This window comes from Enterobacter cloacae complex sp. ECC445, assembly GCF_021892025.1.
In the GTDB taxonomy this organism is placed as follows: Bacteria; Pseudomonadota; Gammaproteobacteria; order Enterobacterales; family Enterobacteriaceae; genus Enterobacter; species Enterobacter chengduensis.
Map to the genome: position 1 here is coordinate 428,725 of NZ_JAKLRZ010000003.1, position 17,664 is coordinate 446,388.

Sequence of the window (17,664 nt, forward strand, 5' to 3'; positions counted from 1 at the left end):
TTATACTAGAAACGAACCAGCGCGGAACCCCAGGTGAACCCGCCACCGAAGGCTTCAAGCAAGACCAGCTGGCCCCGTTTGATTCGTCCATCGCGTACCGCTTCATCAAATGCGCACGGTACCGACGCCGCAGAGGTGTTGCCGTGACGATCCAGCGTCACCACAACGTTATCCATCGACATGCCCAGCTTTTTCGCGGTCGCGCTGATGATACGCAAGTTCGCCTGATGCGGAACCAGCCAGTCAAGCACGGAGCGCTCAAGGTTATTCGCTTCCAGCGTTTCATCAACGATGTGCGCAAGCTCAGTCACTGCCACCTTGAACACCTCGTTCCCTGCCATGGTCAGGTAGATTGAGTTGTCCGGATTCACGCGATCGGCGTTGGGCAGAGTCAACAGTTCGCCATAGCTGCCATCAGCATGCAGATGCGTAGAGATGATACCCGGCTCTTCGGACTGCCCCAGCAGCACCGCGCCCGCACCATCACCAAAAATAATGATCGTTCCACGATCGGTAGGATCGCAGGTGCGCGCCAGCACGTCAGCACCGATCACCAGCGCATATTTAACGGCACCGGATTTCACGTACTGATCGGCAACGCTCAGCGCATAGGTGAAGCCTGCACACGCGGCAGCGACGTCAAACGCCGGGCAGCCTTTAATACCGAGCATGTTCTGCACCTGGCACGCTGCGCTTGGGAAAGCGTGCGTGGCAGACGTCGTGGCAACCACGATCAGGCCAATCTGTTCTTTATCAATACCCGCCATTTCGATAGCACGCTGTGCGGCTTCGTAACCCATGGTCGACACGGTTTCGTCTGGCGCGGCAATACGACGTTCACGGATACCTGTGCGCGTGACAATCCACTCGTCAGACGTATCTACCATTTTTTCCAGATCGGCGTTGGTACGCACTTGTTTTGGCAGGTAGCTGCCGGTACCTAAAATCTTCGTATACATGTACGCTCAGTCACTTTTAGCTAATACAGATTCCAGGCGAGCGGCAATCCGCTGAGGGACTTGTCGCTGCACCGCCTGCACTGCCTGTTCAATCGCGACAGCAAATGCTCGCTGATTGGCGGCGCCATGACTCTTAATCACGATGCCGCGCAATCCTAACAGACAGGCGCCATTATACTGGTCGGGGTTGAGGTGACTGAATCGCCGCGTCAGGCTTTTTTGTAACCAACGCTTCAATAAAATTAGCCACCAGGCGCTTTTTTTGCCTTCTCCCTGAGATTTCAGCAGAGAAAGAAACATGCGCACGACCCCTTCCATGGTCTTCAACGTGACGTTTCCGGTGAAGCCATCGCACACCAGAACATCCGTTTTCCCCGTCAACAACTCATTGGCTTCGAGATAACCAATATAGTTGATGGAGGGAACCTGTTTGAGCAATTCAGCCGCTTCGCGAATGCTGTCCAGGCCTTTGGTCTCTTCTTCACCAATGTTCAGTAACGCAACACGGGGAGTGTTGATCCCGACCACTTCTTCTGCCAGCACCGATCCCATCACGGCAAACTGGGCCAGCATAGTACTATCACAGTCGACGTTAGCGCCCAAATCGAGCACTACCGTCTTGCCCTTCTGCTGATGCGGTAACACCGTCACCAGCGCCGGGCGCTCAATACCGTCAATCGGTTTGAGCAGCAATTTCGACAGCCCCATCAGCGCGCCGGTATTCCCTGCGCTGACGCAAGCCTGAGCTCGCCCTTCTTTCACCAGCTCCAGCGCTATCCGCATCGAGCTGCCACGACTATTGCGAATCGCCTGCGAGGGTCGGGCATCACTGGCAATAACTGACTGCGCAGGAATAATCTGCAGACGTGAACGTTGTTCAAAGTCAGCTTTTGCGAGTAATGGCGTGATTGTGTCGGGATTGCCGACTAAAAGAAGTGTGAGTTGCGAATTAGAATTCAGTGCCTGCAATGCTGCAGGCACTGTCACGGAAGGGCCAAAATCTCCCCCCATGACATCTAACGCCAGGGTTAGACGTGTCAAGGTATCGTCGCAGCCTGGTTCGGTAAATTCCCCGCTTGCACGGGGAAATCCTCACTAAGCCTAATCACGCTTGCGCGTGATTACTTAGTGATAACCTTGCGGCCGCGGTAGAAACCGTCAGCGGTGATGTGGTGACGCAGGTGTTTCTCACCAGAAGTCTTGTCTACAGACAGGCTGGTAACTGCAGTCAGCGCGTCATGGGAACGACGCATGCCACGTTTGGAACGGGTTGGTTTATTCTGTTGTACGGCCATGGACCTTACTCCTCAATTACTTACGCTTTAAGCTGGCTAATACGGCAAATGGGTTTGGTTTTTGCGCTTCATCAGGCAGTTCCCCAAAGACCATGTCCGCCTCGGACACTTCACAGTGTTCAGAATCATGCACCGGAACCACTGGCAAGGTGAGGATGATTTCATCTTCAACCAGAGCCAGAAGATCGATTTCACCGAATTCGTTAACCTCAATCGGCTCATACGCTTCCGGGAGTGCTTCAGCCTGTTCGTCAGAACGAACCGGACTAAAACAATACGTTGTGTGAACATGCTGTACAAACGGTTTCCCGCAACGCTGACACTCGAGCGTTACCGTCACCTTTGCATCACCGGTTAAAACGGCGAGACGCTGGTTGTCGATAGCGAACGACATGGAGCATTCTACATCACTGTCCACACTGACTACGGATTCGGCAATACGCTCGGCCTGATCGGAAGTATAGATACCTTCGTAATCGAGGCGTTTTTGAGCCGTACGAACCGGATCAAGAGTCAGGGGTAATTTTACCTTTTGCATAGGGCGCGCATATTAACTTTGTAACGTCATAGAGTCAAAGAAAAAGGCAACCAGAGCTGCCTTTTGCCAATTATTCGCACACATTGCGGCCTGTAGTTTAAAATGGCTGGCATCGATACGCTATATCTGGTGATAAAAATATGCCAAATCTCGTCCTTGCTTCCACGTCTCCCTACCGCCGAATGCTGCTGGAAAAGCTCGGGATCCCGTTTGAATGCGCCGCGCCAGAGGTGGATGAGACGCCACAGCCGGGTGAATCACCGCGTCATCTGGTGACGCGCCTTGCAAAGGAGAAAGCGCAGTCGCTGGCCACACGCTATCCTTCACATTTGATTATAGGCTCCGATCAGGTTTGCGTGCTGGACGGCGAAATCACCGGCAAGCCCCATACGGAGGAGAACGCCTGCCAGCAGCTGATGCGTGCGCGAGGCACTATCGTGACCTTTTATACCGGCCTTGCCCTCTATAACTCCGCCTCAGGCCATCTGCAAACCGAATGCGAGCCGTTCGACGTACACTTCCGCCGTCTCAGCGAGCAAGAGATAATGGATTACGTGCGCCGGGAACGGCCGCTGAACTGCGCGGGGAGCTTTAAAAGTGAAGGACTGGGAATTGCGCTGTTCGACAAGCTGGACGGACGGGATCCGAATACGCTGGTAGGGTTACCGCTGATTGCCTTGTGTCAGATGTTACGGCGTGAAGAGTGTAATCCGCTGGCCATGTGATTTTTGCCCAGCGGCGCTTCGCTTGCATGGGCCTACTACACTGCGGCCTGATGCCCTCACCCCGGCCCTCTCCCACAGGGAGAGGGAGGAAAGCAAAATCAGCCGCGAAGGACCTTAAGACAGCGTTTCAACTGCTCATCCAGCGGCGCTTCAATACGGATGACTTCGCCCGTATTAGGATGGGTAAACTTCAGCGCTGCCGCATGCAGGAACAGACGCGACAGGCCCGTTCCCGCCAGCTGCTTATCAAACTCGCGGTCGCCATAGCGGTCATCAAAGGCGATGGGGTGCCCTGCAAACTGCGTATGCACGCGGATCTGGTGGGTACGGCCGGTCACCGGGCTGCAGCGCACCAGCGTGGCAAACTCGTAGCGTTCTTCAACTTTGAAACGCGTCTCAGACGGTTTCCCTTCCTGGCTCACCCGGACAATACGCTCACCGCTTTGCAGAATGTTCTTCAGCAGCGGCGCCTGTACCACTTTTACATGAGACTGCCACTGGCCGCGCACCAGCGCCAGGTAGTCTTTCTGCATGCCTTTCTCGCGCAGCTGTTCATGCAGAGAGCGCAGCGCGGAACGCTTTTTCGCCACCAGCAGCACGCCGGAGGTATCGCGATCGAGACGGTGAACCAGTTCGAGGAAACGCGCTTCCGGGCGCAGGGCACGCAGCCCTTCAATCACGCCGAAGCTCAGACCGCTACCGCCATGAACAGCCGTTCCTGACGGTTTATTCAGCACCAGAATGTGATCATCCTCATACAGGATGACATCGCTCAGGGCGGCGACTTTCTGTAGCTTCGGCGAAACGGTCTCTTCTTCACGCTCCGCAACGCGCACCGGCGGAATACGCACTTCATCGCCCGCCTCGAGTTTGTACTCGGGCTTCACGCGTTTTTTGTTAACCCGCACCTCGCCCTTACGCAGGATGCGGTAAATCATGCTCTTCGGTACCCCTTTCAGTTGGGTACGCAAAAAGTTGTCGATACGTTGCCCCGCGTCATCTTCGGCGATAGCAACCATTTTTACGGCTGGAGTCTCTGTTTTCATGGTTGGCGATTCTAAATATCGTCAGCCATTAGCGCCACTCATTTTTCTATGCTTATATTTACTTTTATCCGGGCACTCTTCCGTTTTGCGCAATCGATTTGGTGGTTATTAAACCAATCACCACCTTGAAGTGAAGAAACTGTGAGTAACCGGGTGATAATTGGTAAAAGTCATCTTGCTATAACCCGGCGAGCAGTGGAATAATGAAGCCGTTTTCCGTGTTAAATCCTGGTTACGTAAGGATGTCGACGGAATGACCAATTTTGCCTGACCGATCATCCACGCAGCAATGGCGTAAGACGTATTGATCTTTCAGGCAGTTAGCGGGCTGCGGGTTGCAGTACTTCCCGGTATAAGGATTGTTCTCTGGAGAGTTCTACCCAGGCAATTCCCCTGATAATTGCGCTGTGTTTCCGTATGAAATACAGGCAACCGACACTCTGCGCCTCTTAAGCGAGCGACAACCGTGAGGTTGGCGACGTGAACAGACACGAGGCCATCGGTTCATACCCCGGAAAGCGTCACCTTGCCCGCAGCTTTGTCGTCAATGTAAGAATAACGAGTAAGTTACGATGAAAAGAATGTTAATCAACGCAACTCAGCAAGAAGAGTTGCGTGTCGCCCTTGTGGATGGGCAGCGCCTGTACGATCTGGATATCGAAAGTCCTGGACACGAACAGAAAAAAGCGAACATTTACAAAGGTAAAATCACCCGCATTGAACCAAGCCTTGAAGCTGCATTTGTCGATTACGGTGCTGAGCGTCATGGTTTCCTCCCTCTGAAAGAAATCTCCCGCGAATATTTCCCTGCAAACTACAACGCCCATGGCCGCCCAAACATCAAAGATGTGCTGCGCGAAGGTCAGGAAGTTATCGTTCAGATTGATAAAGAAGAGCGTGGCAACAAAGGTGCCGCACTGACTACCTTTATCAGCCTGGCAGGGAGCTATCTGGTGCTGATGCCTAACAACCCGCGTGCGGGTGGCATCTCTCGCCGTATCGAAGGGGATGACCGTACCGAGCTGAAGGAAGCGCTGGCAAGCCTTGAGCTGCCGGACGGCATGGGGCTTATCGTGCGTACCGCAGGCGTTGGCAAATCAGCCGAAGCGCTGCAGTGGGACCTGAGCTTCCGTCTGAAGCACTGGGAAGCTATCCAGAAAGCTGCAGAAAGCCGCCCTGCTCCGTTCCTGATCCACCAGGAAAGCAACGTGATCGTGCGTGCCTTCCGTGACTACCTGCGTCAGGACATCGGCGAGATTCTGATCGACAACCCGAAAGTACTTGAGCTGGCTCGCCAGCACATTGCCGCGCTGGGTCGTCCGGATTTCACCAGCAAAATTAAACTGTACACCGGTGAAATCCCGCTGTTCAGCCACTACCAGATCGAATCCCAGATTGAGTCCGCCTTCCAGCGTGAAGTGCGCCTGCCTTCCGGCGGCTCTATCGTTATCGACTCCACTGAAGCGCTGACCGCTATCGACATCAACTCCGCTCGCGCCACACGCGGCGGTGACATCGAAGAGACGGCCTTCAACACCAACCTCGAAGCCGCTGATGAAATCGCCCGCCAGCTCCGCCTGCGCGATCTGGGTGGTCTGATTGTTATCGACTTCATCGACATGACCCCTGTTCGCCACCAGCGTGCGGTTGAAAACCGCCTGCGTGAAGCGGTGCGTCAGGATCGCGCGCGTATCCAGATTAGCCATATCTCCCGCTTTGGCCTGCTGGAAATGTCCCGTCAGCGTCTGAGCCCGTCGCTGGGTGAATCCAGCCATCACGTTTGTCCGCGCTGTTCCGGCACCGGTACCGTGCGTGATAACGAATCTCTGTCTCTCTCCATCCTGCGTCTGATTGAAGAAGAAGCGCTGAAGGAGAATACCAAAGAGGTTCACGCGATTGTTCCTGTGCCGATTGCCTCCTACCTGCTGAACGAAAAACGTGCAGCGGTCAGCGCCATTGAGGCACGTCAGGGCGGCGTTCGCTGCATCATCGTGCCAAACGATCAGATGGAAACCCCGCACTATCACGTGCTGCGCGTCCGTAAAGGCGAAGAGACGTCCACGCTCAGCTACCTGCTGCCGAAGCTGCATGAAGAAGAGATGGCCCTGCCTTCCGATGAAGAGCCAGCCGAGCGCAAACTGCCAGAGCAGCCTGCGTTAGCGACCTTCATCATGCCTGAAGCACCGCCGGAAGCGGCCCTGGAAAAACCTGCGGCCAAGCCTGCGGCACAAAAACCAGAAGCCGCAGTGGCGAAAGCCCAGCCGGCAGAACAGCCGGGTCTGCTGAGCCGCTTCTTTGGCGCGCTGAAGAAGATGTTTGCTGGCGAAGAAGAGGTTCAGCCAGAGCAGCCGAAAGAAGAGCCAAAAGCGGCCAAGCCAGAGCGTCAGCAGGACCGTCGTAAGCGTCAGAACAACCGCCGCGATCGTAACGACCGCAGCGACCGTAATGAGCGCAATGACCGTCGTGACAACCGTGACAATCGCTCTGAGAATGGCGAAGGCCGCGAGCAGCGCGAAGACAACCGTCGCAACCGTCGCGAGAAACAGCAGCAGAATGTTGAAGATCGTGAAATTCGCCAGCAGGCGGGCGATGAGTCTGAGAAGAGCAAACAGCGTGACGACCAGCAGCCGCGCCGTGAACGCAACCGTCGCCGTAACGACGAGAAGCGTCAGGCACAGCAGGAAGTCAAAAACCTGAACCGCGAAGAGCCTGTTGAACAGCAGGACGGCGAGCAGGAAGAACGTACTCAGGTTATGCCGCGCCGCAAGCAGCGCCAGCTTGCTCAGAAAGTTCGCTTCGCTTCTGAAGCAGCCGAAGAGTCAACCCTTGTCGCGGTTGAATCCAGCGAGAGCACAACCGGTACGCAGGTGGCGAAAGTTGACCTGCCTGCGGTCGTTGAAAACAGCGCAGAGCAGGATGACAACGGTGAAAACCGTGATAACGCCGGCATGCCGCGCCGTTCACGCCGTTCGCCACGTCATCTGCGCGTCAGCGGCCAGCGCCGTCGTCGCTATCGTGACGAGCGTTACCCGACTCAGTCTCCAATGCCGCTGACCATTGCCTGTGCTTCGCCAGAGATGGCCTCCGGTAAAGTCTGGATCCGCTACCCGGTAGCGCGCCCGGAGCAGGCTGTAGAAGAGCAGCCTGTAGCCGAAGAGGTGATTGCCCCTGTCGCCGCGGTTGAAGAAGTGGTGGCAGAAGCGGCAACCGTGGTTGAACCTCAGGTTGTTGAAGCTGAAGCACCGCAGCCGGTGGATGTCGAAACCGCTCATCCGGAAGTGATTGCCGCGCCGGTTGAAGCCGCTCCGCAGCTTATCGCTGAAGAAGATGTCGCGGTAGCTGAAGAAATTGCTGCAGAGGCTGAACCTGTTGCCGCAGTGGAAGAGGCCGCTGAAACCGTCGTCGAAGCGGTACCTGAAGAAGTCGCTCAGGACGTTGAGATTGAGGTTGAACCGGTTGTTGAAGAACCGAAAGCGCCAGAAGTGAAGCCTGAACCGGTTGTTTCTGCACCGGCCGCTGCCCACGTGGCGACAGCGCCAATGACGCGCGCTCCGGCGCCGGATTACGTGCCTGAAGCCCCGCGTCACAGCGACTGGGTGCGCCCGGCCTTCACCTTCGACGGTAAAGGCGCTGCAGGCGGCCACAGTGCAACGCATCAGGCAACTGCACCGGCAACCCGTCCGCAGTCCGTCGAATAACGACGCTGAAAGTAAAAAGCCGACCTTCGGGTCGGCTTTTTTTATGGCTGCTGCACGGGCGTTCTCATCCCGGTGACCTCCGGCATGACCTGCCGCATTAGCTCAAGAAAACGCCGCAAGCGTGCCGGATAATAGCGTGACCAGGGATAAACCAGGTGCACCGGTAGCGCCGCCGGCTGCCACTCCGGCAGCAAATGTACCAGCCGCCCTTCCCGAATATCCTCCTGTACCGTCCAGCTGGACACTACCGCCACGCCAAGGCCGGTGAGCGCCGTATTGCGTGCAACATACAGGCTGTCGGTGCTGAGGCGTGGGGTAATCGCCACTCGCGCGGCGTCAGGAGTTGCATCGTGAAAAAGCTCTACGTGGCGCTGGTAGAATGAGCTGATCGCAATCCAGGGAAGCTGTTGCAAATCTTCCGGCGTATTCACCGCCGGGAAGCGGGCCAGCAGTGCCGGAGACGCCACCACCGAGCGCGGCACTTCGGCCAGCAGCACGGACACGGTTGCCGGATCGACTTCCATGCCCACCCGAATGGCGCAGTCGAGGTTATCCCCCAGGAAATCCGCCGACCGATCGTTGAGCATCCACTCAATCGAAAGCTGCGGATAGCGTTGCAAAAATTCGGTTACGGGTTTCAGCAGCTGATCCTGACCAAACGCGTGGGGTGCCCGCACCCGCAGCACGCCTACAGGCTCATCTTCCGTCTGCCCCACCTCATCTTCCAGCGCCAGCCAGCTGTCAATCACCCGACGAGCGTGCTGATAGCAGCGCTCGCCGTCATCCGTCAGCCGCGTCGTGTGGGTGGTGCGCAACATTAGGCGCACGCCCAGCATGGTCTCAAGCGACTGCAACCGTCTGCTTACCGTTGCCTGGGTTGTGGCCAGCTGCCGTGCCGCCGCTGAGAGGGAACCGGCCTCAACAATACGAACGAACGTCCGCATTAACTCCACCCTGTCTATACGCTCAGCTCTTTTCATCGCATTTTCATTTATACGTCCAACGTATAAGCGTTTTACCACCGGGCCCGCTACCGTCGCAAGGCGTCCTGATAAAAAATAGCCTCACACGACGAATGAGGAACATCTTATGAACACAACAACCGCCGCCCATGCCGTGAGCCGCTGGGTCATCTTCATGCTGGCGATCGGGGCTGGCTTCAGCGTGGCATCTATCTATTATGCCCAGCCTCTGCTGCCGCTGATGGGCGCAGACCTTCACCTGAGTATCGAAGGCATGGGCATGGTCCCAACGCTCACCCAGGCGGGATATGCCCTGGGTATTCTGTTCCTGCTGCCGCTTGGCGATCGCCACGACCGCAGAACGTTAATCCTGATAAAGAGCGCGGCGCTGGCGCTGTTCCTTCTTGGCTGTAGCCTGACCGGACAGATCCACTCTCTGCTGCTGGCAAGCCTGCTCATCGGCATGGCCGCCACCATGGCACAGGATATCGTCCCTGCGGCGGCCATTCTTGCGCCGGAGGGTAAACAGGGCAAAACCGTGGGCACGGTAATGACCGGTCTGCTGATGGGGATCTTATTATCAAGAACCGTGAGCGGCGTGGTGGGCGAAGCGTTTGGCTGGCGCGTCATGTACCAGCTGGCGGCGGCGAGCATTGCGTTCATCGGCGTGGTGATGTGGTTCGTACTTCCCCGTTTTGCGATTCACTCCACGCTGAGCTACCCCGCGCTGATGCGCTCCATGGAACATCTGTGGCGTCGTTATCCGGCGCTGCGCCGCGCGGCGCTGGCCCAGGGTTTCCTGTCGATTGCCTTTAGCGCCTTCTGGTCAACGCTTGCGGTCATGCTGCTGGAACGCTATCACCTTGGCAGTGCCGTCGCGGGAGGTTTTGGGATTGCCGGTGCCGCCGGTGCGCTAGCCGCGCCGCTGGCAGGCGGTTTAGCAGACAGGCTGGGCGCAGGAAAAGTCACGCAGCTTGGTGCAGTCCTGGTAACCGTCTCTTTCGCCCTGATGTTCCTGATGCCCGCGCTGAGCGTTCATGGACAGCTGATGCTGATCGCCCTCTCCGCCGTCGGGTTCGACCTGGGCCTGCAGTCCAGCCTGGTCGCCCACCAGAACCTGGTTTACAGCCTTGAACCGCAGGCGCGTGGTCGTCTCAACGCCCTGCTCTTTACGGTGGTCTTTATCGGGATGGCGCTGGGTTCCGCGTTGGGCAGCCATATCTACTCGCTGGCTGGCTGGACGGGTGTGGTCGCGCTGGCGACCGTCTGCGGTGCCATTGCGCTGGCAATCCGTCTGATTGAAAGCGCCCGTGTCGCTTCCGCATCAGCAGACGTTGCATAAAAAAAATGCCCAGTTTCAAGACATGCTCTAAGAGGTCAAGATGTTATTTGTTCAGCTGGAACAGAGACATGCCCTGCATATCGCTAAACGCTTTATAAGACGCCTGCAAGGCCGCCTGCTGCATAGTGTAAGAGGAAATTGCCGCATTCCAGTCAACGTCCACAAGGTCGCTCATTTGTTTGGTCTGAGAGAGTGACCGGTCGCTACTCAACGTGTTCAGTTTATCCAGCTCGTTCAGCTTAGTACCCAAGTCTGCCCGTACGGTTAATACATTATCAAGCGAGTTACGCAACCCCCGGTTCGCAGCATCAATAGCAGCATTCTCCTGATCGACCTTTGCTTGATCGTCTCCGACGGGCGTATTCAACGAGGTGATAGCGTTATCCAGTATCTTGAACAAATTCTTTTCCGGTGTTCCACCACCCGGCTCTGGCGTTGCATTGCTGGTAAACGTGGCGAATACCTCTGTGCCAGTGTGGCTGATCTGCATATTTCGCGCAGAATCCACCTGTTGATTAACCGGAGTAGAACCACCGATATAATTGCCGCTGGTTTGGTCAAAAGGGGCATTCTCCGTCTTATAGCCTGCGAAGATATATCGTCCATTACCGTCAGTGCTGTTGGCGAGGTTCATCAGCTGATCCCGGATGCCTTGCAGGTCCGTCGCCAGAGATGCCCGATCGCTGTCACTTAATGTCCCATTCCTCGCATAGACGACTTTTTCCTGAGCGCTCTGAATGGCCGTCGTAACCTGTGAAAGGACACTCTCCTCAAGCGATACTTTCTGCGTGGCAAAGGTGCGAGCAAGATCGAATTGACTATTCTGCGCCTGAGCCTGAGACAGAACAATGGCCTGCGACGCGGCGATAGGATCGTCCGATGGACGATTGACGCGCTTACCGGTAGTCATCTGCTCACCGTAACTCAGCCATTTGCTCTGGGAATCGGTGATCCCCCGCATATTCTGGTCGTACATCATCTGGGTGCTAATACGCATTGTTCACCTCAACCTTAGCGAATATTGATAATTGCGTCGAAGAGCGTGCTAGCAGTTTGTAACACCTGCGCGTTCGCAAGGTAATACTGCTGATAACGCTGCAAATTGCCATACTCTTCGTCAAGGTTTACCCCTGAGATGGACTGCTGTTGCTTGGTTAACTGCGTTTCCACGTTGGCTTTCGTTTCACTGCTTACTTTCAATGAGGCGGTTGTGCTTCCGACGGTACTGACCAGCGAGGCATACGCATCATTGAAGGTTTTATTCCCACCCACTACTTTCGCGTTTTGCAGATCAAGCAGTTTTTGGCCGTTACGGTTATCACTTTCGCCGTCGTTCTGCACCGAGGCCATGGCCAGTTTAGACTCGTCGCTGATCGCCAGATCCATGTTCATGATGACATCGGAAACCGGCTTCACGATAAAGCTGTCTTTGGCGTTTGCCGAACCGCTTACGTTGACGTTGAGGCCATCAAACGACAGATTGCCGCTGGCATCCGGGCTCATCGTAAAGCTGGTCTTGTCCGAGGAACGGGTGATGGTCCAGTCGGTACCGTTAAACTGCAGCTTATAGTCCGTTGCCTGAACCTGTTTGCTGTCCGCCACGGAAGCCGTGACAACGGCAGAACCGCCGTTCTTGCTGTTGGAAAGCACCGCCGGCGAACCAAAGTCGAACAGTTTACCGCCCGCGTCGCCGTTCGCATCAAAGCCGGCTTCATGCTGCGTGTTCATCGCATCAGCAAAGGCCAGCGCCATCTGGTTCAGGGTATTACGGGCCTTATCCAGATCTTCAGAGCGGAACGTCATTAACCCACCTAACGAGCCGGTAGTGACCATCTTCTCAGGGATCTCGACACTTCCCGCCACGTCATCAACATAGGCGATAGTGGTACGGGACGGATCCGCGCTGGACTTCACGGCCGCCAGCTGGTTAGCTTTGCTGCCCTGCACCAGGCTGTAACCGTTGCCGAAAGAGATGTTGTACGTACCGCTATCCTGAACGGAGACTTCCACACCCACGATTTTGTTCAGCTCGGTAACAAGCTGATCGCGCTGATCGAGCAGATCGTTCGGCGATGCGCCCGCACCGACGCCGGTCAGACGGGAAATCTGATCGTTCAGATTGGCAATCTGCTTCGCATAGTTATTGATCTGATCGACGCTGGAAGAAATCGCGGTATTCACCTGCGAATCCTGGTCACGCAGATACTGATCGTTGGTTTTGAACTGATTGACCAGGCCGTCCGCTTTACCCAGCACCGTCTGGCGTGCAGCCGGATCTTCGGCGTTGCTCACCAGGGTTTGCAGGCTTTTGAAGAAGTCCTGCAGGGTGGTAGAGAGCGAGTTGGTGGTATCGGAGAGCACGTCGTCAATTTTTGACATCTGCTGATAGCGCGTCGTCAGGCCGCTGCTCTGCGTCTGCGCGGCGCGCAGCTGGTTGGTAATGAAGGCGTCATACTCACGCTGGACACCGGAGACATACACCCCGTTACCCACCCAGCCACCGCCGGTCAGCGTGCTGTTAGAAGCGCCCAGCACCGTGGTCTGGCGGGTGTAACCTGCCACGTTATAGCTTGAAATATTATTACTGACGGTATTGAGTGCCGACTGCGCAGCACTGAGGCCACTCATGGCGCTGTTAATCAAACTGGACATGGGGGTTCCTTTTATACGTTCAGACACGAGTCCTGATGAAGGTTATCGGCAACCTCCACCGGGACTTGAGAACTTTCAGAACAGATTTTCAATATCTGTGCTATAGGCTTTGCTGACCTTCTCGCCCATCGATTTCAGCTGCTGGATCATGCTGGTGAGCTTGCGGGCATAGTTCGGGTCAGTTGCGTAGCCCGCGTTTTGCAGCGCCTGAGCGCCCTGCTCCGCCGTCGCCGCCTGCGTCACGGCGGTATAGCGCGGATTTCGGCTCAGCAGGCCAACATAATCGGACAAGGCTTCCAGATACGAGCTGTAGACGCGGAATTTGGCTTTCACCTTCACCGCCGCGCCGTTCTCGTATTCGGTGGTGGTGATCTCCGTTGTCGGCCCCTTCCAGCTGGAGGTAGCCTTCACGCCGAAGATGTTGAAGCTCGGCTCGCCGTTTTCCTTGCGGATCTGGCGCTGCCCCCAGCCTGACTCCAGCGCGGCCTGGGCCAGAATCAGGTGATGGGGCACTCCGCTCTGTTCGCTGGCAAGGCGCGCAGGCAGAGAAAGCTGCGCCAGGAAGTCTTTGCTGTCACCCGAGAGCGGCTCATCGCCGCTGCCCGTGGCTTTCGGCATGGCTTTACGCACCATTTGCGTCAGAGCCTGGTTCTGATAACTGGTCACCGTTTCCAGGTCGAACTTCATCGGCACCTGCTGCGGCTGCTCCTGAGGCTGAATGCCCTGCGCCGCTTCGGTCTGTTTGACAATCATGTCAGCCAGACCGAGGCCTTTACCGGCGGTCATCTGCTGCGCAATCTGCTGATCGTACATGCTGGTGTAGAGACGCGTTGAATCGCTGCTGAACATCCCGTCTTTCGGCAGGGTTTCACGCATGCTCTTCAGCATCATCTGTACAAACATCCCTTCCACCTGGCGGGCGACCGGGCGGATGTTTGCCGCCGGGTCTTTTCCCGCTTTGGTTTTCAGTTCGTTCAGCGACTGGGCGTCCCAGGCTGCACTGGTCAGCAGTTTGCTATCGGTCAGCATTAGATGATTTCCAGTTTGGCGCGCAGGCAGCCCGCGCTTTGCATCGATTGCAGGATGGACATCAGATCCATCGGCGTTGCCCCCAGGGCGTTCAGAGCACGCACCACGCTATTCAGGTTGGCGCTGGAGCGCACGCTTTGCAGTGACCCGCCGCTCTGGCGCATATCAATCTGCGTTTGCGGCGTCACCACCGTCTGACCGCCACCAAATGGCGTATTCGGCTGGCTCACGTTCGCGGAGCGGTTTACCGTCACGGAGAGGTTCCCCTGCGCCACGGCGCAGCTGTCGAGCGACACTTCCCGGTTCATGACCACCGAGCCGGTACGGGAGTTGATGATCACCTTCGCATCCTGAACCGGAACGTTCACTTCCATATTCTGGATATCCGCCAGCATGCGCACCTGGTTGCTGCTGCCGGTTGAGGTGCGGATCTGCACGGTGCGCGCATCAAGTGCCGTCGCATTACCGTAGCCGCGGCTGCGGTTGATGGTATCGGCAATCTGCTGCGCCATCGTGAAGTCTTCATTATTCAGCTGGAGATTGATGGTATTGCCCGTACCAAACTGGGTCGGCAGTTCGCGCTCAATGATCGCTCCGTTGGTAATACGTCCACCGTTGAGCTGGTTCACCTGCACGCTGCTTCCGCCTGCGGATGCCCCCGCACCGCCGACCAGAATGTTCCCCTGCGCCAGCGCATAAACCTGGCTGTCGACGCCTTTCAGCGGGGTCATCAGCAGCGTACCGCCTCGCAGGCTTTTTGCGTTACCCATTGAGGAGACCACCACGTCAATGGTCTGTCCCTGGCGCGCAAACGCCGGGTAGGACGCGGTGACCATTACTGCCGCCACGTTTTTCAGCTGCATATTAGTTCCCGCTGGCACGGTAATGCCGAGCTGGGAAAGCATGTTGTTCAGGCTTTGGGTGGTAAAGGGAGTCTGGGTCGTCTGGTCACCGGTACCGTCCAGCCCCACCACCAGACCATAGCCAATCAGCGAGTTTTCACGCACGCCCTGGACGCTGGTGAGATCGCGAATACGGTCAGCCTGGGCAAAGGTAGCCACCAGCGCGAGCGCCACGGCGAAGATCGATTTAAACATGGGTCACCTCGCTTACATCGGCGATAAGTTAAGGAAGAAGCGCTGCAGCCAACCCATATTTTGCGCTTCATTGATATAGCCGTTCCCGACGTACTCAATGCGCGCATCCGCCACCTGGGTGGACGGAACGGTGTTGGTGCCGCTGATGGTGCGAGGGTTAACCACGCCCGAGAAGCGAATGAACTCAGTGCCCTGGTTAATGGCGATCTGTTTTTCACCCACAACGTGCAGGTTGCCATTAACCAGCACCTGGTCAACCGTCACCGTCAGCGTGCCGCTGAAGGTGTTGCTGGCGTTCGCACCGCCTTTACCGTTAAAGGTATTGCCGCCAGAGGCATCGACATCTGCTCGCGCGTTGCCAAACAGTCCCTGCAGGTAGCGCGGGACGGTATCGAAGCCAAAATTCGTTTTGCCATCGCGGCTGGCGTTCGCCGACGAGCTCTTGCTCGCGCTGACGTTTTCCTGCAGCACAATGGTCAATGTATCGCCGACATTACGCGGGCGGCGATCTTCAAACAGCGGCTGATAACCGTAATTAATCGGCTGCGCGGTCTGGAAAATGGAGCCGTTTACCACTGGCGCGGGGCCAGGAACGGGTTGGGCAGTCGTCGCACCCTGGACCAATGGTTTAGACGGAATCAAAGCACACCCGCTGAGGGTGACGGCCAGAACAGTCAGTATCGGATAACGAAACGCCGCGTTTTTTTGCATTGCCTTCATCTTCGAAAACAGGGAGCCGGCGCGGCGTTTACCGCACCGGACTGCACCTTAGAGTTGCGTCAGCTTCTGCAGCATCTGGTCGGTCGTCGACACTGCTTTACTGTTAATTTCATACGCGCGCTGGACCTGGATCATATTCACCAGCTCTTCCGCCACGTTCACGTTGGAGGTTTCTACATAGCCCTGGTACAGCAGGCCCGCGCCGTTCAGGCCCGGGGTGCTCTCATTTGGCGTACCGGAGGATTGCGTTTCGGTATAGAGGTTCTCACCAATGCTTTCCAGACCGGTATCGTTCATGAAGGTCGTCAGGTTAAGCTGTCCAACCTGAACCGGCGCGGCCTGCCCCTGCTGGGTTACGCTCACCACGCCGTCACGTCCGATGGTGATGCTCAGGGCGTTCGCCGGGATGGTGATCGCAGGCTGCACCTGGAAACCGCCCGCGGTGACCAGCTGGCCGTTCTGATCGACCTGGAACGAGCCGTCGCGGGTATAGGCAGAGGTTCCGTCAGGCAGCTGCACCTGGAAGAAACCCTGGCCTTTGATTGCCACGTCTTTGCTGTTGTTGGTCTGAGACAGGTTGCCCTGGCTGTGCAGACGCTCGGTCGCCACCGGGCGAACGCCGGTACCGATCTGCAGGCCGGAAGGCAGCGTCGTCTGTTCAGAAGACTGCGCGCCCGGCTGGCGGATGGTTTGATAAAGCAAATCTTCGAAAACGGCACGCTGACGCTTGAAACCATTGGTGCTCACGTTTGCCAGGTTGTTGGCAATCACGTCCATATTGGTTTGCTGGGCGTCCAGGCCAGTTTTCGCGATCCATAAAGAACTGATCATAAGGAGTCCTGTTAACTCATAGCCAGAAGTTGGTTAGCCTTGCCCGCGTTTTCATCCACGCTGCTGATGATCTTCATCTGCATTTCAAAACGGCGGGCGCTGGCGATCATGTCGGTCATGGCTTCGACCGGCTTGACGTTACTGCCTTCGAGAACGCCGGACATCACGCGGATGCTCGGGTCGGGCTGTAACGTGGCCCCCCGCGTCGCCTGAGCCGCCTGGGTCAGGCGGAACATGCCGTCGTCGCCACGCTGCACGTCTTTGGCTTCCGCCTTAACCAGCTTCAGACGGCCAACTGGCGCAACGGTATTGGCCGGATCGCCCGGGTTCAGCGCCGAGATAGTGCCGTCCGCGGCGATGGTCAGCTCAGAGCCTTCCGGCACGGTCAGCGGACCCGCTTCCCCCATCACCGGATGCCCCTGAATCGTCAGCTGGCCCGTCGCGCTCACCTGAATATTCCCGTTACGGGTATAGCCTTCGCTACCGTCCGCCGTTTGCACCGCCAGCCAGCCGTCCTGCTGCAGGGCAACGTCCAGCGGGCGTGAGGTGTAGTCCATCTGCCCAGGCGTCATATCTGCGCCAGGGGTCGATGCCGTCACCAGCGTGCGGGTCGGCAGGGAAAGCCCTTCCACCGGCACCGCGCGCAGCGCATTAAGCTGAGCGCGAAAGCCCGGCGTCGAGGCGTTTGCCAGGTTGCTGGCGGTAACGGCCTGTTGATTGAGCGTCTGACTTGCCGCGCCCATCGCGGTATATATTGCGTGATCCATTGC

The 17,664-nt window shown here is 56.9% G+C and carries 16 protein-coding genes; 3 read left to right on the top strand and 13 right to left on the bottom strand.

Annotated features, from left to right (window positions below; translation table 11 throughout):
* Positions 1 to 5 precede the first annotated feature (5 nt).
* The 4 genes from L6R44_RS05585 to yceD form a co-directional block, all read right to left on the bottom strand.
* Positions 6 to 959 (bottom strand): beta-ketoacyl-ACP synthase III, encoded by a 954-nt coding sequence (locus tag L6R44_RS05585; protein ID WP_237423526.1) that lies wholly within the window; start codon positions 957 to 959, stop codon positions 6 to 8.
* 6 nt (positions 960 to 965) lie between these two features.
* Positions 966 to 2,000 carry a phosphate acyltransferase PlsX gene (plsX, locus tag L6R44_RS05590; protein ID WP_065365884.1) on the bottom strand — a complete coding sequence of 345 codons (1,035 nt, stop codon included), beginning with the start codon at positions 1,998 to 2,000 and terminating at the stop codon, positions 966 to 968.
* 80 nt (positions 2,001 to 2,080) lie between these two features.
* The gene (rpmF, locus tag L6R44_RS05595) at positions 2,081 to 2,254 is read right to left on the bottom strand and encodes a 50S ribosomal protein L32 (RefSeq protein WP_003857964.1); all 174 of its coding nucleotides are present in this window, start codon (positions 2,252 to 2,254) and stop codon (positions 2,081 to 2,083) included.
* A gap of 16 nt (positions 2,255 to 2,270) precedes the next feature.
* Positions 2,271 to 2,792: a 23S rRNA accumulation protein YceD gene (gene yceD, locus L6R44_RS05600; RefSeq protein WP_014883375.1), complete on the bottom strand. Its 522-nt coding sequence runs from the start codon at positions 2,790 to 2,792 to the stop codon at positions 2,271 to 2,273.
* A 140-nt stretch (positions 2,793 to 2,932) separates the two neighbouring features.
* Here yceD and L6R44_RS05605 point away from each other — a divergent pair, with 140 nt between their 5' ends.
* Positions 2,933 to 3,517, top strand: coding sequence for a Maf family protein (locus L6R44_RS05605; RefSeq protein WP_237423527.1), 585 nt, complete (start codon positions 2,933 to 2,935; stop codon positions 3,515 to 3,517).
* Positions 3,518 to 3,615: 98 nt separating this feature from the next.
* Here the strand turns inward: L6R44_RS05605 and rluC are convergent, their stop codons facing one another.
* Positions 3,616 to 4,563, bottom strand: coding sequence for a 23S rRNA pseudouridine(955/2504/2580) synthase RluC (rluC, locus tag L6R44_RS05610; RefSeq protein ID WP_024909023.1), 948 nt, complete (start codon positions 4,561 to 4,563; stop codon positions 3,616 to 3,618).
* A gap of 572 nt (positions 4,564 to 5,135) precedes the next feature.
* Between rluC and rne the strand changes: the two genes are divergently transcribed.
* On the top strand, positions 5,136 to 8,261 hold the full coding sequence (gene rne, locus L6R44_RS05615) for a ribonuclease E (RefSeq protein WP_237423528.1): 3,126 nt from the start codon (positions 5,136 to 5,138) through the stop codon (positions 8,259 to 8,261).
* 41 nt (positions 8,262 to 8,302) lie between these two features.
* Here the strand turns inward: rne and L6R44_RS05620 are convergent, their stop codons facing one another.
* The gene (locus L6R44_RS05620; protein WP_077064081.1) at positions 8,303 to 9,205 is read right to left on the bottom strand and encodes a LysR family transcriptional regulator; all 903 of its coding nucleotides are present in this window, start codon (positions 9,203 to 9,205) and stop codon (positions 8,303 to 8,305) included.
* Between the two features lie 145 nt (positions 9,206 to 9,350).
* Between L6R44_RS05620 and L6R44_RS05625 the strand changes: the two genes are divergently transcribed.
* The gene (locus L6R44_RS05625; RefSeq protein WP_032639659.1) at positions 9,351 to 10,565 is read left to right on the top strand and encodes an MFS transporter; all 1,215 of its coding nucleotides are present in this window, start codon (positions 9,351 to 9,353) and stop codon (positions 10,563 to 10,565) included.
* A 43-nt stretch (positions 10,566 to 10,608) separates the two neighbouring features.
* Here the strand turns inward: L6R44_RS05625 and flgL are convergent, their stop codons facing one another.
* The 7 genes from flgL to L6R44_RS05660 all read right to left on the bottom strand — a co-directional run bounded on the left by flgL (position 10,609) and on the right by L6R44_RS05660 (position 17,661).
* Positions 10,609 to 11,562: a flagellar hook-associated protein FlgL gene (gene flgL, locus L6R44_RS05630; protein ID WP_045890455.1), complete on the bottom strand. Its 954-nt coding sequence runs from the start codon at positions 11,560 to 11,562 to the stop codon at positions 10,609 to 10,611.
* A gap of 14 nt (positions 11,563 to 11,576) precedes the next feature.
* Positions 11,577 to 13,217, bottom strand: a complete 1,641-nt coding sequence (gene flgK, locus L6R44_RS05635) for a flagellar hook-associated protein FlgK (RefSeq protein ID WP_237423530.1) — start codon at positions 13,215 to 13,217, stop codon at positions 11,577 to 11,579.
* A gap of 75 nt (positions 13,218 to 13,292) precedes the next feature.
* Positions 13,293 to 14,246: a flagellar assembly peptidoglycan hydrolase FlgJ gene (gene flgJ / locus L6R44_RS05640; protein ID WP_023292791.1), complete on the bottom strand. Its 954-nt coding sequence runs from the start codon at positions 14,244 to 14,246 to the stop codon at positions 13,293 to 13,295.
* Entirely contained in the window at positions 14,246 to 15,343 is a 1,098-nt protein-coding gene (locus L6R44_RS05645; protein WP_237423531.1) for a flagellar basal body P-ring protein FlgI, read from the bottom strand. Before L6R44_RS05645 ends, flgJ begins: the two co-directional genes overlap by 1 nt.
* 12 nt (positions 15,344 to 15,355) lie before the next feature.
* Positions 15,356 to 16,054: a flagellar basal body L-ring protein FlgH gene (gene flgH, locus L6R44_RS05650; RefSeq protein ID WP_023335267.1), complete on the bottom strand. Its 699-nt coding sequence runs from the start codon at positions 16,052 to 16,054 to the stop codon at positions 15,356 to 15,358.
* 57 nt (positions 16,055 to 16,111) lie between these two features.
* On the bottom strand, positions 16,112 to 16,894 hold the full coding sequence (gene flgG, locus L6R44_RS05655; RefSeq protein ID WP_008500810.1) for a flagellar basal-body rod protein FlgG: 783 nt from the start codon (positions 16,892 to 16,894) through the stop codon (positions 16,112 to 16,114).
* A gap of 11 nt (positions 16,895 to 16,905) precedes the next feature.
* Positions 16,906 to 17,661, bottom strand: coding sequence for a flagellar basal body rod protein FlgF (locus tag L6R44_RS05660; RefSeq protein ID WP_032639650.1), 756 nt, complete (start codon positions 17,659 to 17,661; stop codon positions 16,906 to 16,908).
* Positions 17,662 to 17,664 lie beyond the last annotated feature (3 nt).